Consider the following 16,747-nt stretch of genomic DNA (forward strand, 5'->3'; position numbering starts at 1 on the left):
AGAATCAATATTTATCACTACTTTTGCATTTGATATGGAAACAGATTTTGATCATCCGGTATATTCGAAAAATGTCATAGAATTTGTTACGGTAGCAAAGGAATTTTGCGCATGGCTGGAAAAGACGCCCCAATACCGGCGTCGCCAATTTATTGATATCGGCCGCAAAATGTTACCGCTTTTATATTTGAAAGCATCGGTTCTTCCCAAAACCGAGAGCATGCTGGAAGATAATTTCCTCGAAAAATTTGTTTCGGAAGAAGAATACCAGCAAATTCAAAATGCCATCCTGGTTAAAATGGGGCCTTATAATGATTATCTGGAAGTCTTCACTGCCGATATGCAACTCAGTGAAGAACCGCTTACTTCAACTATCTCGGAAAATTTGGCTGACATCTATCAGGACATCAAAGACTTTTTGATGAGCTATAGAACTGCTGTTACTGAAATTATGAATGAGGCACTTATCGAATTAGTCAATAGCTTCGAAAATTATTGGGGGCAAAGACTTGTTAATGTGTTAAGGGCCCTTCATGAAGTAGCTTTTAACAAAGAAAACATCGACGAAGAAAATGACGATGTAGATTTTAGCGAAGACAAAAGAAATAAAGAAGACTGGCTAATCTCTAAAATGCAAAAAGAATGGCAAAAAGACCATAACAGCAACATTGACAACATATAAAACATCCTATCTTTTAATCTGATTTTTAAAATTTAAAATTATTGAATGCCTAATAATACCATTACAAAAAACGACATAAAAGAACTACCATTAAAACACTTCGAAGGGGTTATTAATGTGATCGAAAACCCTTTGCAGGCGGATGCCATAGCAGAAAAACTTCAGAAAGAAAAAATTATAGGTTTCGACACCGAAACGAAACCATCATTTAAAAAAGGTGTTTCCAACAATATTTCTTTACTCCAATTAAGTACCGAAGAGGAAGCTTTCCTCTTTCGACTCAACATTACCGGCTTTAACGGTGAATTGACACGTTTGCTTTCAAACCCCAAAATAAAAAAGATTGGCGTAGGCATTCGTGATGATTTGAGAGGCCTTCAGCGTCTTAAAAAATTTACGCCCAAGGGGTTTGTCGACATTCAGGAACTGGCACCCAAGTATGGGATTGAAGTATTAAGCCTTAAAAGTCTTGCAGGACTTCTTTTAGGAATTCGTATTTCTAAACGGCAGCGACTGTCCAATTGGGAGGCAGATGCCCTCTCAGAAGGACAAAAATTGTATGCCGCCACCGATGCCTGGGCTGCCCTCAAAATATACAACAAAATTAAAAACATGAAACCTGTAACTCAATAAATCGTTTAAACTGAATTTATAAATAGCTTTATTACAGGATCTTAACTCCCATTTTTTTCATGGAATTTGCAAAAGTTTATCTGAAACCGGGGAAAGAACAAAGTCTCCTGCGCTTTCACCCCTGGATATTTTCCGGTGCAATTGACGCTCTAAGCCGCAACATCGACGAAGGGGAAGTAGTAGAAGTTTATACCTCTAGAAAAAAATTTTTGGGGATTGGCTACTCTCAAGTCGGATCCATTGCCGTGCGAATGCTTGCCTTCTCTAAAGTTGTTCCGGACCTCACATTCTGGACACATAAGATTCAACAGGCATTGGCCATTCGTCAAAATGCAGGATTAACCGATAATCCCCACACTAATGCCTGGCGGCTGGTTTATGCCGAAGGTGACAACATGCCCGGACTGATCATTGACATCTATAATGAGACTGCTGTACTGCAAATTCATACGGTAGGCATCTACTTAATGAAAGATGTCATATGCGAAGCTCTGGAAAATGTTCTGGGGAATCGGATTAAGGCCATCTATAATAAATCAGAAGGAACCATTCCCTTCAAATCACAGATAGAACCTCATAATGGTTTTTTGAAAGGCAAAACAGAAGATCATACGGCCCAAGAGAACGGTCTTCGCTTTTGGGTTGATTTTGAAAAAGGACAAAAAACAGGTTTTTTCATCGACCAGCGAGAAAACAGAGCTCTGCTGGAAAAGTATAGCAAAAACAAGAGTGTTCTCAATCTTTTCTGTTACACAGGTGGATTTTCACTCTATGCCATGCGTGGCGAGGCATCTTTGGTTCATTCGGTCGATAGTTCCGAACGGGCAATTGAGATCACCAAACAGAACATTTCTATGAATTTCCCTGATGATACCCGACATCAGGCTTTTGCCGAAGATGCTTTTAAATTTCTTGACAAAAGCAAAAACAAATACGACCTTATGGTTCTTGATCCACCCGCTTTTGCCAAACACCTTAATGTGGTGCCAAATGCCCTTCAAGGATATAGAAAATTAAATGCCAGGGCTATTGAAAATATTAAACCCGGGGGCATCATATTTACTTTTTCCTGTTCTCAGGTGGTTAGCCGGGATGCCTTCCGAAAAACGGTTTTCTCGGCCGCAGCCAAAACAGGACGTAATGTTAGAATTTTACATCAGCTGGAACAACCGGCCGACCATCCCATCAATATTTATCACCCCGAAAGTGAATATCTTAAAGGGCTGGTCCTTTTTGTTGAATAATTGGTTAATTAATAAATGAAATAATTCAACCGTAACCGGGACTAAATGCAGCTCAATATAAAAGAAGCTGAAATACCATTGAAGATGCTTGATAAATCTTTTTTCCATTTTTGTCCAGGTTAATATTACCATTAAAGTTCTAAAAATAACATTCTCAAAACCAACAATATTTTGAAATTTACTGAATTCGGTTTTTCGGCAGAAGTTCTGGAAGGACTTGAAGCCATGCGATTTATTGAGGCCACCCCTGTGCAGCAATCGACCATTCCCGTGATAATGAAAGGGAAAGACCTTATTGCCTGCGCTCAAACCGGCACCGGAAAAACGGCCGCTTACCTGTTACCGGTACTCAACCAACAGGTTGTTTCTCAACACCAAGGCCTTAGCACTCTTGTCCTGGTGCCCACCCGCGAACTCGCAATACAAATTGACCAGCAAATGGAAGGTTTTGGTTATTATCTGCCCATCACTTCCATTGCCGTGTATGGTGGTAATGACGCCGAACTATGGAACCGACAAAAAAAAGCGCTTATCTCGGGCGCTAATGTTATCATCGCCACACCGGGACGACTCATCCAGCACCTTTCTATGGGATACGTCAAAATGGACTCTTTAAAACATCTAATCCTGGATGAAGCCGACCGTATGCTCGATATGGGATTTTATGATGACATTAAGCAAATTGCATCATTCCTTCCTGCCAGGCGGCAAACATTGATGTTTTCGGCAACCATGCCCCCTAAAATCAGAAATCTGGCGCGAGAACTTTTGTCCGATTACGAAGAAGTCAATATTTCTTTATCCAAGCCGGCCGAAGGCATTTTGCAGGCAGCCTATGTCGTCTTTGAAAATCAAAAAATACCGCTTATTAACGCTTTGCTAAAAGGAAAAGATCTCAAAAGCATCATCATCTTTTCTTCTACCAAACAAAAGGTTAAAGATATTCAGCATTCCCTGAAGAAAAACGGGTTTAATGCCCGGGCCATACATTCTGACCTGGACCAAAAAGAACGAACTGAAGTGATGCGGCAATTCCGCAACCGAAATATCCAAATCCTTGTTGCTACCAATATTATTGCCCGAGGCATTGATGTGGAAGGCATCGACCTGGTCATTAACTTCGATGTTCCCAACGATGCTGAAGATTATGTCCACCGTGTGGGACGTACCGCCAGAGCATCTTCAACCGGTATTGCCCTGACTTTTATTTCCGACAAAGACCAACAAGATTTTCTCAAAATAGAAAAACTTATTGATGCTTCCATTATAAAAATACCACCTCCGCCGGAATTGGGTGAGGGTCCCGCCTATAACCCTTCAAAAAAACAGAACAAGAAAAAATGGCAAAAATCTTTCAGAAAAAAACATCATTTCAAAGACGCTAACAGTCATCATAAAAAAAACCGTAAAAAGTAATTTGTATTGATACTTAAAATTCGTCTTTATCATGCAAACCATTCCCAATCTGATTGCTGAAAAAACCGGCATATCTGTTTCTCAAATACAAAACACCATAGAACTCCTGGATGGCGGGGCTACCATCCCCTTCATCAGTCGATACCGAAAAGAACGAACCGGAAGCCTCGATGAAGTTGCCATTACTACCATTAAAGAAAACTACGAAAAATTTAAAGAGTTAGAAAAACGAAAAGCCACCGTTCTAAAAGCTATTGAGGAACAAGATGCTCTTACCGAGGAACTAAAACAACGCATCGATAACTGTTACGACCCTGTCGAACTGGAAGACCTTTATCTTCCGTTCAAGCCTAAACGCAAAACACGGGCATCCAAAGCCAAAGAACTGGGATTGGAACCATTAGCCCAAAAGCTGTTTAAACAGTACGAGAAAGATGTGGATGCTTTGGCTGAAAATTTCCTTAGCGACCAAATCCCTGACACTGAAGCTGCCCTTCAAGGCGCAAGAGATATTATTGCCGAATGGATTAACGAAGACAAAACGGCCAGGGAAATCGTTCGCAAGGCCTTTTATCACAAATCGGTTATAGCTTCAAAGCTTGTTAAAGACAAAGAAGAAGATGGTGCCAAATATCGCGACTATTTTGAATGGAGCGAACCCCTGAAAAAATGTCCTTCACACCGGTTTTTGGCAATGATGCGGGGCGAAAAAGAAGGATTTCTTAAAATATCGGCCCATCCTGACCCTGAAGAAGTAATTCCGCTACTTAAACGCCATTTCGTCAAAGGAACAGCGGCCGCCTCAGAACAAGTATCTTTAGCATTAGAGGACGCATACAAACGATTACTGGCGCCTTCTCTTGAAAACGAGACGCTGGCCACCTTTAAAGAAAAAGCCGACGAGGAAGCCATCAAAGTATTTGCTGAGAACCTCAGGCAATTGCTTTTGGCACCCCCGTTGGGACAAAAACGGGTGCTTGCCATCGACCCCGGCTATCGTACAGGGTGCAAGGTTGTTTGTCTGGACGCTCAAGGGCAGTTACTTCATAACGAAACTATCTACCCGCATCCCCCGCAAAAGGAGACCGGGAAAGCCATAAAAAAATTGTCGTCAATGGTCGATGCCTACAAAATTGAAGCCATTGCTATCGGCAACGGAACAGCCTCGCGGGAAACAGAAGCTTTTGTCAGAAAGATAAAATTTAACCGTGATATTCAAGTCTTTGTAGTCAGCGAAGACGGAGCTTCGGTATACAGTGCCAGTAAAGTGGCTCGCGAAGAGTTCCCCGAGTATGACGTTACCGTTCGCGGTGCCGTTTCTATAGGACGGCGACTGATGGACCCCCTGGCCGAACTGGTTAAAATTGATCCCAAATCCATTGGAGTAGGTCAGTATCAGCATGATGTTGACCAAACCAGGCTTAAAGAAGCCCTCGACCGCGTTGTGGAATCGGTCGTTAATATGGTTGGAGTTAACCTAAATACTGCCAGCCACCACCTGCTTACCTACATTTCAGGTTTGGGACCCTCTCTTGCCAGAAACATTGTGGCCTGGCGAAATGAAAACGGCCCTTTCAAAAGCAGAGAAGAATTAAAAAAAGTGCCTCGACTGGGGAACAAAGCATTTGAACAGGCTGCCGGCTTCCTGCGCATCACTGATGCACAAAATCCGCTGGACAATACTGCGGTTCACCCCGAATCCTACGCTATTGTAACCCGGATGGCCTGCGACTTGAACTGTTCTGTCGACGATCTTATTAAAGAGAAAAAGCTTAGAGAAAGTATCGACCTTAAAAAATATATCTCTTCCTCTATTGGCCTTCCAACCCTTAAGGATATCATGGAGGAGCTCGAAAAACCGGGCCGTGATCCCCGGCAAACCATCAAAGTTTTTGAATTTGCAAAAAATATCTTTTCTATAGAAGACCTGAAACCCGGAATGGTGGTCCCCGGCATTGTTACCAACATCACTAATTTTGGAGCTTTTGTGGATATTGGCGTTAAACAGGATGGTCTGGTACATATCTCTCAAATGGCCGACCGTTATATTTCTAACCCTGCAGACGTGGTTAAACTGCACCAGCATGTGGAAGTTAAAGTTCTGGATGTGGATATTGCCAGAAAAAGAATTCAATTGTCAATGAAATGAGCATGGCAAGAAGGTTTTCCACAATAAGAACATGTATAACAAAGGCAGAAGTGCACAGGCAGAAGGCAGAAGAAGTGATTAGTCATTAGTCAACAGTCATTAGTGATTAGCGTTGATTAACTAATTACTAATTACTAACCACTAACTACTAATGACTACTTTTAAAAACAAATATATCAATGAAGTAAGTAAATTTTATACGGATGAAAATTTAATCTTTCAATGAATTTTTCTTTATTTAGTTGAGATATAGGATCAACCTATTTCTCAACTAACTTATTTTCCAACAGTTAATTCACAGAACTCACATTAATTCATTGGTTTTTAAAGTTTTCCACCTCTCTGAAATGACATATACCCACGGAAATACAAACCTTTTAAATATAAGATAACTCAAATAAAAACTTGCAATTTATCATTTATTTTCGCCTTTTACTTTCCAATTAATACCGGTTGCAAACATCATTTTTTATATTTGTATCTAAACATCAACAGATACATATATTATGCAGAAAGTAACCGAGTTCCTCACGACATTGGACAAGTTAATCGGCGGGTCTTCATGGTTTGTTTACCTTCTTTTGGGAACAGGCATCTTTTTTACACTATATCTATATTTCCCTCAAATCCGCTATTTTAAATATGCGCTAAAAATTGTTCGAGGAAAGTTTGACAGAGAAGGCGATGAAGGAGATACCAGCCACTTTCAGGCACTAACCACCGCCTTGTCAGGAACAGTAGGTACCGGAAACATTGCAGGCGTAGCACTGGCTTTACACCTGGGTGGTCCTGCCGCCCTTTTTTGGATGTTAATAACAGCCTTAATAGGCATGACCACAAAATTTGTTGAGGTAACGCTTTCACATAAATACAGGGAAAAAGCTTCGGATGGATCCATCAGTGGTGGACCTATGTATTTCATGAAGAAGCGATTAAACATCACCCTGCCTTCCGGAAAATCCATTAAAACTGGAAGCATTTTAGCTGTAATATTTGCAATAGCCACAATTTTTTCATCCTTCGGAACAGGTAATCTTCCTCAGGTTAATAGCATTGCAAACTCATTGTTTCAATCCTTTCAGATTCCACATATATTTACCGGAATCATATTAAGTATTTTTTTGGCTTTCATCATCATTGGAGGCATAAAACGTATTGCCAGGGTAACCGAAAAATTGGTCCCTATTATGGCGGTGATATACCTTATAGGCGCCTTGCTGGTCATCATTTACAATTACGAAAATATTATTCCCTCACTCAAAGCCATCGCCTCGAGTTTGTTTAATGGCAGTGCTGCTACCGGTGGATTTTTAGGCGCCACCATGGCCTTTGCCTTTAACCGCGGTGTCAACAGAGGGCTTTTTTCCAACGAAGCGGGACAAGGATCGGCACCCATAGCCCATGCTGCAGCCAGAGCTCACGAACCCGTATCAGAAGGTTTGGTGGCGCTGCTCGAACCTTTTATCGACACCGTAATAATTTGTATGATTACGGGCCTCACCATATTATCATCAGGCGTCTGGAAAGAAAAACATGAAACACAGTTTCAAATGACAGACACTGAAATTCTGGCCGGATACTATAATGAAAAAAAGGATCAGGAACTTTTATCAGCACATATCAAAAGAGAAGCTCTATTGCCTTTATACTCCGGAACATTACGTGTCGAGAACGGACTATTGCCAGAAAACATTACCGTAATTCATGCTCGGTCGGTTGCCGAGGATGTACTGATAAAAACACATGATCATTCCCGCTTTTCGGGAAATTTAAAAATCAAAGATGGGAAGCTCGTTAATCCTGACAAAGTTATTCTTCAGGGAAAATCACTTATACATAGTGCACCGTTAACGGCGCTAGCTTTTTCGAAAAGCTGGCTGGGAAAATATGGGCAATATATTGTCTCGTTGGGATTACTCCTCTTTGCTTTTTCCACTTCTATTGCCTGGTCGTATTATGGGGGAAGAGCCGTTACTTTCCTGTTTGGAATAAAAGGTGTTATTTGGTATAAACTTATTTATATTATTGGATTCTTTTTGGCCTCCTTTACAGATACCACCATTATATGGATCTTTTCCGGTATCACAATAGCCCTCATGACTATCCCCAACCTAATTGGCTTACTGTGTCTCCACCGAGAAGTAAAGGCAGAAATCGGCAAATTCTGGGATGAATACCGAAAAAGGTTCCCTGACGAAAAAGCGCCTAAACGATAGCACCGCTCTACCAACAAGTCAGTTGAATAGGATAAAAATGTTTCAGGCCTGGATGCGTGCCTCGTTCATAACATCACTTTCTATCCGGCCGTCTCGCAGTCTGACGATTCGCTCGGCATACTGGGCAATATCTTCCTCGTGGGTAACCAAAACTATGGTATTTCCGGCGGCATGAATCTGATCAAACAAACGCATAATATCTATGGATGTTTTGGTATCCAAATTACCGGTAGGCTCATCCGCCAATATTAATGAGGGATTATTTACCAATGCACGCGCCACGGCAACCCGCTGCCTTTGACCACCAGACAATTCATTGGGTTTATGCAACATCCGATCCTCCAACCCAACATTTACCAAAGCTTCTTTCCCCCGCCTATACCTTTCTTCTCGAGGCACACCTCCATAAACCAATGGCAAAACCACATTTTCCAGGGCCGAATATCTTTGCAATAAATTAAACGTCTGAAAAACAAAGCCTATCTCTCTGTTGCGTATCTCCGCCAGTTTGTCATCCGACATATGACTAACATCGTTCCCATTCAAGATGTAACGGCCGGATGAAGGTGTATCCAAAGCGCCTATAAGATTCATTAGTGTTGACTTGCCCGATCCCGAGGGGCCCATTATAGCAACATATTCTCCTTTTTTTATGGTAAGTGATACTCCATTTAAAGCTTTGACCACCTGGTTCCCTAAGTGGTAATGCTTATGCAGCTCTTCTATCAATATTACCGTATCATCCATTGCTTTATAATTATTTTTTGTAACATCTGTTTATTGAATGCGCTATCGGGCAAAATAAAATCTGTTGTTCTTTAGATGACTATTGACTGCATTGGTTTAAAATCAGGGTGTTTTCTAATCTTTCAAACCAATACCATTGGCTCTTTCCTTTTGGCCTTAATAGCGTACAATGTAATGCTGACGGGTACATTCCTTCCGGAAAAAAATTATTCCAATGCGGTAAAGATCAAACGAAACGGTAATTTTCGGATGCTGTAAAATGGTTTTCCATGCCGCCTCCATATCCGGACTCCAATGAATGTCATCAAAAACAAAAATCGAATTATTATGTGCTTTTTTTAAACACCACTCAAAATATTTAAGAACCGACTCCTTGCGATGATCTCCATCAAAAAACACAAAATCCAGGGAGTCTATTTCTTCAACCAGGGCCGGGAGTATATTAACAAATGAACCATTAATTACTTCTACGTTGTTCACATCCACCATTTCAAAGACCTGCCTGGAAAAGTCACATAACTCTTTACAACCTTCAATGGTTATCACCCTCGACCTCGAATCAGGCAATGCCAGCCAAAGGGTACTCAAGCCGGTACCGGTACCAAGCTCCAATATGTTTTTCGCCTCAAAATAATTGATTAATCTGAAAAGGAAAACTCCATATTTGGCGGGCAAACTGCCCGAAGATACCAACTTCCTGACACTGCGCTGCTTTTGTCCGGAAACAGAGGGTGCTCCCAAAGTATCATTATTTATGACAGTATGGTTTTTAAGCAACGATTGCCGAACAGCTTCTATTTTTTTAAAAGCATAAAACGGATGCTTTTCGCCCAATAACTCTCGAACCAGGTAAAAGGCAAAAGGAGAATGAATCCCATACCCTTTTCGGTGGCGGGCTTTCATCAAATATTTTAAATAAGAACCAAGGCGGTATTTAATAATATCTAATTTCAAATCAATTGGATTTTCTTGCGGTTGAAATTTATTGTCTCTACTATTAAAATCGAGGCATTGAAAATAACAAAAATCACAAAATTAGACACACTCCCGGCTATTATTAACTAAACCTCGAAAAAAGTCATCACTACTCATTTTATTAACAAAAAAACAAACAAAGTTACAATTATCTATATCATAAATTGAAAATTCCATAACGATTTCTTTAATTTCCCTTATTGCATTCGAAAGATTTTTTTCATACCTTAGCAATTGTATTCCAAAATGTTGCCAATTACACATTATTAAATCAAACCCTAAAAACTCTTAAACTATGAAAAAATTTATTTTGTTTTTAATGGTAGCAGGCCTGATGGCTTGTGCCGGTCAATCCGGAAAAGAAAAGAAAGTCGAAGAAGAAGCTGTAGAAACTACTACCGAAAAAGTTGAAAAGGCAGCAAAAGATGTTGCCGAAACTGCCGATGACGCTATGGATAGCGCAGAAGAAGCCGCAGAAGAAGCTAAGGATAAGGTAGAAGAAGCTGCCGAAGAAGTTAAAGAAAAAGTTGGTGAAGCAGCAGATGCAACCAAAGAAGCAGCTCAGGATGCCGCCGATAAAATTAAAAATCCTAACGAATAAGTTTATTGTTGCCAGATTATCAGGGGTTCACCAATTTTTATTGATGAACCCCTTCTTTTTGCTTCAAATAGTATAAAGTTCATTATTGGCCAAAAGTAATTGAATCATCAGTATTTAGGCATTAGTTCTTGGTCTTTGGTCCTTAGTTCTAATTCTCCGGTTTTTATCGACTAATTAATAGTTGTCTGTCCATTATGCATAAAACACCAGACCACTATTTCCACGGCCCGGCTCATGCAACACCAACAGAAGATATTGAGTCGGTCATTTGTCAGAAAAAAAGGATTGGCCTATTTTTGATGCTGTTTACCGTTTTCATGCTTCGCTCATTATTCTAAATCTGTTGCGAATCGTGTTCCATATTCCAAACCAAACGGATTAAAGCAACTTCAATATAGTTTCGTTGATGTCTGACCTGGCCACAAAAAATATAATGTATCTTCCGGGAGTAGGCCCCAAAAAGGCCGAAATACTCAAAAAAGAGCTTCGCATTGCCTCTTTTGAAGATTTATTGTATCACTTTCCATATAAATATGTAGATCGTAGTCGCTTTTATTCCATCAGGGAAATCAACGGCGAGATGCCTTATATCCAGGTAAGAGGAAAAATAACATCCTTAAAACTGGTTGGTCAGGGACGCGGACAAAGAATGGTAGCAACCTTTTCGGATGGCACCGGAACAATGGAACTGGTATGGTTTAAAGGTATCAAGTATTTTAAAGAACAATTGAAACCCAATCAAACCTATATTCTTTTTGGCAAGCCAACCATCTTCAACCGTACCATTAGTGTGGTGCACCCCGAGCTGGAGAAAGAACAACCCGGTAAAATTCCCATTTTTCAGGGGCTACAACCCTTTTATCCCACCACCGAAAAAATGAAAAGTAGCTACCTGAATTCCCGTGCCATTTTCAAACTGATTCAAAATCTGTTTCAAAATTATCAATCATCTATTCCGGAAACTCTGCCGGCTTCATTAATAGATAAAATGAAGCTGATGAAACTCAACGATGCGCTTCGATACATCCATTTGCCACCCGATGCACAAACCCTTCAGAAAGCATCGTTCCGGCTTAAGTTCGAAGAATTATTTTATATCCAGTTAAACATACTTCGTCTTCGCAATCAGCGCACATTCAGCACCAAAGGGCATGTATTCAAAAAAGTGGGAACCATTTTCAACCATTTTTATGAACACAATTTGCCTTTTGAACTAACCAATGCCCAAAAAAGGGTTATCAAAGAAATGAGAAAAGATATGGGCAGCGGCCGGCAAATGAACCGTCTGTTACAGGGAGATGTGGGCAGCGGAAAAACCCTGGTGGCACTAATGGTCATGCTCATCGCCATCGACAATAATTATCAGACATGCCTGATGGCCCCAACCGAAATACTGGCTACCCAACACTTTGAAACCATCCGGCAATTTCTTAAGGGCATGGATGTTTCCATTGAGCTGCTCACCGGCTCAACGCGTCAATCAGACCGCAAACGTATTCATGCCGCCCTTCTGGACGGATCCCTCAACATCCTTATTGGAACCCATGCTCTAATCGAAGACACGGTTCAGTTCAAAAATCTGGGGTTGGTGGTCATCGACGAGCAACACCGGTTTGGGGTGGCACAACGCGCCAAACTGTGGAAAAAAAATTCCACTCCGCCACACATACTGGTCATGACAGCTACTCCCATCCCCCGAACACTGGCCATGACCATTTACGGAGATTTGGACGTATCGGTAATAGATGAATTACCGCCCGGTCGGAAACCGGTGCATACCACTCATGTATACCACAACAAACGACTGGAAGTTAACAAGTTTATTCAAAAACAGCTCAACGCCGGCCGGCAGGTCTATATCGTTTATCCTTTAATAGAAGAGTCAGAAAACCTTGACTTCAAAAACCTGACCGATGGCTTCCGGTACATCCGGGAAGTATTTCCCAATCAAAAGGTAACGATGCTCCACGGCAAAATGAAACCGGCCGAAAAAGATGCCGCCATGCAGGAATTCGCATCAGGTAAATCCAAAATTCTGGTGGCTACGACCGTTATCGAAGTGGGTGTCAACGTGCCCAATGCCACAGTAATGGTTATCGAAAGTGCCGAACGATTCGGATTATCACAACTGCACCAGCTCCGAGGCAGGGTGGGCAGAGGCGCCGACCAGAGCTATTGTATCTTAATGACCGATTATAAGCTCGCCAAAGAAACTAAAAAACGAATGGAAATAATGACCCAAACCAATAACGGCTTCGAAATTGCCGAAGCCGACATGAAACTTCGTGGCCCGGGCGACCTGGAAGGCACGCAGCAATCAGGACTCCCCTTCGACCTTAAAATTTCCAACCTGGCAAAAGATGCTCACATCCTTCAACTGGCACGTAACGCCGCAATGGATATCCTCAAGGAAGATCCCCTCCTCCAAAAACCCGAAAATGACATCCTTAATCGACAACTAAAAAAACTGGCTCAACAAAAAATTAACTGGGCTATGATTAGCTAGTAGAATTTTGAGGATGGAAAACTGAGATAAGAAATTAAAAGACACACTTGTCAAAGAATGACTTTACTCCAACGAGTATCAAAAAAATCCCCGGAGGGAATTGTCCGGGGAATGAGTCAATGATTTTGACATAGCCTTATCAACACCTGCATCGTTAAACATTAGTTTTGTCCGTATTCACTTGACACACTATCTGATTCATCACCCGAAGAGGTATCACTATCCTCCTCGTCTCCTCCTTGACGGGCGATAACCAATCTGTTGTACCGTTCATTCAACTCATTGATTGCACGTATCACCTCATCGTAGAGGGGATCATCACTGATGTTGGCTTGCACCTCCAGATGATTGGTCAATAACCGATAAAGATCGGTCATCTCTTTCCGAAGATCTTTCAGTTTAATCTCCGGACTATTGGCATCCTCTTTCAACCGTTCAAGATAATATTGACGAAATGTTTGATTGGCATTCTCCAACTCTTCTAACCAATCTGTGATACCCAACGTTTCAAAAGCCGTCATACACTCAGCCGAGCCTTTCCATTTATTTATCAGGCTGTCGATGGTGCTCGTCTCCGACTGATAGTTGAGCCGCGAAATACCACGACCATAAGGACTTGCTTCATTAAGAAGCAGCATGGCGGCATCTCGCTTTTGCGAATTCGCATGATTTAGGTAAGCATCCAATAATGCAAGCAGGCCGTTAATGGCCGCATCTCTACGCTCATCCGCCTCCTCCAAAAGGGGTGTTAAATCGCTACCCCTCTCAGGCTTAAAGATGGATGTCATGAGCTGGTACTTCGACAAAATCCTGTCATAAATTTCCCTGATCTTCAAAAGGTCCGGATCCTTGGTCTTCAGTATCTCCAGCAAAAAATCGAAATACTGAAGAAATTCACTGTTATGTAACCGATAAATTAAAGCATTGATAAACATAACACATGAATTTTAGTAGGCATTGATAAGACCATATCTAAACACATGTTAAAATATAAATTAAACCTTTATTTTTCAATATTTTTTAAAAAAAATTCATTGTCTTACTTATAAAGTTTCCCGGGCGCTGCAACGTGCAGCACGTCGGCGACAAAGTTTCCCGGGCGCTGCAGCTTGCAGCACGTCGGCGACAAAGTTTCCCGGGCGCTGCAGCTTGCAGCACGTCGGCGACAAAGTTTCCCGGGCGCTGCAACGTGCAGCACGTCGGCGACAAAGTTTCCCGGGCACTGCAGCTTGCAGCACGTCGGCGACAAAGTTTCCCGGGCGCTGCAGCTTGCAGCACGTCGGCGACAAAGTTTCCCGGGCGCTGCAGCATGCAGCACGTTTTCGAAAAAATCACCCCGGTGTATCAACAGAATTAATTAAACGCAAAGACGCAAAGAAACAGAGTGCTTTTCTTTATTCATGGGAAGTAGGGATATTTTAGATAACATGTATGACGAAGGGACAAAAATTAAACGGAGCCTTCCACAGAAAAAACAACCTATCAAATTTGCAATTTATTTTCAAATTTACGATACATTCTTGCAATTATCATTTTTTTATCCTTAAATTTGCTAATCAATTGCAATTTTAAAGAGAAAAATGATACTCAACTTCAGCATACAAAATTTTGGTCCCATAAAGGATAGGCAAACCTTATCCTTTGAAGCCGATAAATCCACGCATCTTGAAGATAATTACGTTATTCACAAAAGCGGCTACAGAATCTTAAAGATGGCTCTAATTTACGGATCAAACGCATCAGGGAAAAGCACCATTCTTCAAGCCCTCAATTTTTTAAGAGAACTAGTACTGCAACCCAAAGAAAAAAAGACGGATGAGTTCGAATTCCAACCATTCCTGTTTGACCCCAAAACCCCGCAGCAAAACACTGTATTAGGTATCGAGTTTTTGCACAACGATGTTAAATACCTCTACGAAGTTGAGTTTTTTAGGAAAGCCATCGTAAGGGAAGTATTATATTTTTACAATCCCAAACGAGCGGTTGTTTTTAAACGAAATACAGATATAAATAACCAGCTCACCGAAATAAAATTTGGCAGCAAAATTAAAATAGAAAAAAACACTGAACGAAATCTGGAAGCCAATACCCTTTGGAACAACACGGTTTTAGGAGGCTTCTTAAAAACCAATGCCAACATAAAAGAACTTAAAGAAACAACCGATTGGTTTAAAAACTATTTGTATCCGCTGGTTGAACCAAGGACTTCCTTAGACGCCTTCATTACCTCAAAAATTGATCGAAACGAATTATCTAAGAAAGACGTAACAACCATATTAAAAAAAGCAGATTTAAATATTTCTGACATTATAATCCAAGAGGAAGAAGAAGAGATTCCTGATGAAATTCTGAATCTATTAAAAAATCGACTCAATGAATCTAACGGGAAAATTAAAGCCCTTGAAGAAAAAGGTAAGTTCACTTCCGTGAAAATAGAATTAGAACATACCGTTAATAATGTAAAATATTCGTTACCATTGAAACAGGAGTCGCAAGGGACCAGACGATTTTACGGTTTTGCAGGCTTATTGGCCCTACTAATAAAAAGGCCGACAGCTATTCCTATTGATGAATTAGAGTCTTCCTTACATCCCGACCTTCTTTCGCATTTTATTATCTTGTTTCTGATTAATACTAATAGTTCTCAAATTATTGCCACCACCCATAACCGAGAAATTCTGGACAATAAAGATATTTTCAGAAACGATGCCATATGGTTTACCGACAAGCAAGAAGATTCGTCTACCGATTTATATTCATTGGCGGATTTTGACAGTTCTGTAATTAGAAACACATCAAATATTCTGAATGCCTATAAAAGCGGAAAGTTGAAGGGTACACCCAATTTAGGAGACATCTTCATCGACCTTAATTTATGAGAAGGAGAAGACATATAGGACGTAAAGCAGAAACAACTTATGCCTTTGTTGTAGATGGAAAATCTGAAGTTTGGTATTTGAACATGTTAAAACGTAATGAACCGAATCTCAGATTTAAAATTAAACCCGAAATACCAGATAAAAAAAACATCTCACAACAATTCGAATTAGTAAAAGAGCTGGTTGAAAAAGAGTACCCGAAAATTTACTGGATTGTAGACTTTGATCAATTATTAAAAGAAGCAAGAGAGACCCCCATAGGTCGAGAAAATCCTATTCAAAAATTTATTGAATATCAAAAAATTATTAATGAGAAATACAAAAATGTCGTAGTGATAACGAATAATCCTTGTTTGGAATTTTGGTTCCTGTTACATTTTCAAAAAACATCAAGAGTGTTTAGCACATGTGCTAAAGTTGAAGATCAGCTGAAATCACATCTTAAGGACTATGAAAAAACGCAAAGATACTACACTAAGCAAGACAATGATATTTACACTAAACTGAAACCCTATCTTAAAAAAGCTATCGACAATGCCTGCTCTTTAGGACACTTTGATTCAGATAAACCTAATAAGGCCCTAAGTGAAATGTTTTTATTTTTTGGTTCTGAAGAGATGAAACAGCTCTTGTGATAATAACACAATAAAAAAAGTAGTTAGATTCACTTCAACCAGTTAAACCCTTTATAAGCAGAAA

At 40.5% G+C, this 16,747-nt stretch carries 13 protein-coding genes; 10 read left to right on the top strand and 3 right to left on the bottom strand.

Annotated elements, in window-relative coordinates; genetic code table 11:
* The first annotated feature begins 34 nt into the window (after positions 1–34).
* The 6 genes from BM130_RS05490 to BM130_RS05515 all read left to right on the top strand — a co-directional run bounded on the left by BM130_RS05490 (position 35) and on the right by BM130_RS05515 (position 8,340).
* Positions 35–682 carry a DUF5063 domain-containing protein gene (locus tag BM130_RS05490; protein ID WP_010526237.1) on the top strand — a complete coding sequence of 216 codons (648 nt, stop codon included), beginning with the start codon at positions 35–37 and terminating at the stop codon, positions 680–682.
* Between the two features lie 45 nt (positions 683–727).
* Positions 728–1,315: a 3'-5' exonuclease gene (locus BM130_RS05495; RefSeq protein ID WP_010526236.1), complete on the top strand. Its 588-nt coding sequence runs from the start codon at positions 728–730 to the stop codon at positions 1,313–1,315.
* Between the two features lie 59 nt (positions 1,316–1,374).
* Entirely contained in the window at positions 1,375–2,559 is a 1,185-nt protein-coding gene (locus BM130_RS05500; protein ID WP_010526235.1) for a class I SAM-dependent rRNA methyltransferase, read from the top strand.
* Positions 2,560–2,730: 171 nt separating this feature from the next.
* On the top strand, positions 2,731–3,975 hold the full coding sequence (locus tag BM130_RS05505) for a DEAD/DEAH box helicase (protein WP_010526234.1): 1,245 nt from the start codon (positions 2,731–2,733) through the stop codon (positions 3,973–3,975).
* Positions 3,976–4,006: 31 nt separating this feature from the next.
* The gene (locus BM130_RS05510) at positions 4,007–6,124 is read left to right on the top strand and encodes a Tex family protein (protein ID WP_010526233.1); all 2,118 of its coding nucleotides are present in this window, start codon (positions 4,007–4,009) and stop codon (positions 6,122–6,124) included.
* Between the two features lie 506 nt (positions 6,125–6,630).
* Positions 6,631–8,340 (top strand): alanine/glycine:cation symporter family protein, encoded by a 1,710-nt coding sequence (locus BM130_RS05515; protein WP_010526232.1) that lies wholly within the window; start codon positions 6,631–6,633, stop codon positions 8,338–8,340.
* Positions 8,341–8,382: 42 nt separating this feature from the next.
* Here the strand turns inward: BM130_RS05515 and BM130_RS05520 are convergent, their stop codons facing one another.
* Both BM130_RS05520 and BM130_RS05525 read right to left on the bottom strand, forming a co-directional pair.
* Positions 8,383–9,087, bottom strand: coding sequence for an ABC transporter ATP-binding protein (locus BM130_RS05520; protein ID WP_010526231.1), 705 nt, complete (start codon positions 9,085–9,087; stop codon positions 8,383–8,385).
* A gap of 156 nt (positions 9,088–9,243) precedes the next feature.
* A complete protein-coding gene (locus tag BM130_RS05525) occupies positions 9,244–10,041 on the bottom strand; it encodes an O-methyltransferase (protein ID WP_010526230.1) in 798 nt (265 codons plus the stop codon).
* A 316-nt stretch (positions 10,042–10,357) separates the two neighbouring features.
* Here BM130_RS05525 and BM130_RS05530 point away from each other — a divergent pair, with 316 nt between their 5' ends.
* Both BM130_RS05530 and recG read left to right on the top strand, forming a co-directional pair.
* Positions 10,358–10,663: a hypothetical protein gene (locus BM130_RS05530; protein WP_010526229.1), complete on the top strand. Its 306-nt coding sequence runs from the start codon at positions 10,358–10,360 to the stop codon at positions 10,661–10,663.
* A 406-nt stretch (positions 10,664–11,069) separates the two neighbouring features.
* Positions 11,070–13,169 carry an ATP-dependent DNA helicase RecG gene (recG, locus tag BM130_RS05535; protein WP_010526228.1) on the top strand — a complete coding sequence of 700 codons (2,100 nt, stop codon included), beginning with the start codon at positions 11,070–11,072 and terminating at the stop codon, positions 13,167–13,169.
* Between the two features lie 161 nt (positions 13,170–13,330).
* On the opposite strand, the gene BM130_RS05540 is transcribed toward recG, so the two are convergent.
* Positions 13,331–14,104 carry a DUF6261 family protein gene (locus BM130_RS05540; RefSeq protein WP_010526227.1) on the bottom strand — a complete coding sequence of 258 codons (774 nt, stop codon included), beginning with the start codon at positions 14,102–14,104 and terminating at the stop codon, positions 13,331–13,333.
* A 645-nt stretch (positions 14,105–14,749) separates the two neighbouring features.
* On the opposite strand from BM130_RS05540, the gene BM130_RS05545 reads away from it, so the two are divergent.
* Positions 14,750–16,048, top strand: coding sequence for an AAA family ATPase (locus BM130_RS05545; RefSeq protein WP_010526225.1), 1,299 nt, complete (start codon positions 14,750–14,752; stop codon positions 16,046–16,048).
* A complete protein-coding gene (locus BM130_RS05550; protein WP_010526224.1) occupies positions 16,045–16,683 on the top strand; it encodes an RloB family protein in 639 nt (212 codons plus the stop codon). The genes BM130_RS05545 and BM130_RS05550 overlap by 4 nt, the downstream gene beginning before the upstream one ends.
* Positions 16,684–16,747: the final 64 nt, after the last annotated feature.

Source organism: Thermophagus xiamenensis, assembly GCF_900112795.1.
GTDB lineage: Bacteria > Bacteroidota > Bacteroidia > Bacteroidales > Marinilabiliaceae > Thermophagus > Thermophagus xiamenensis.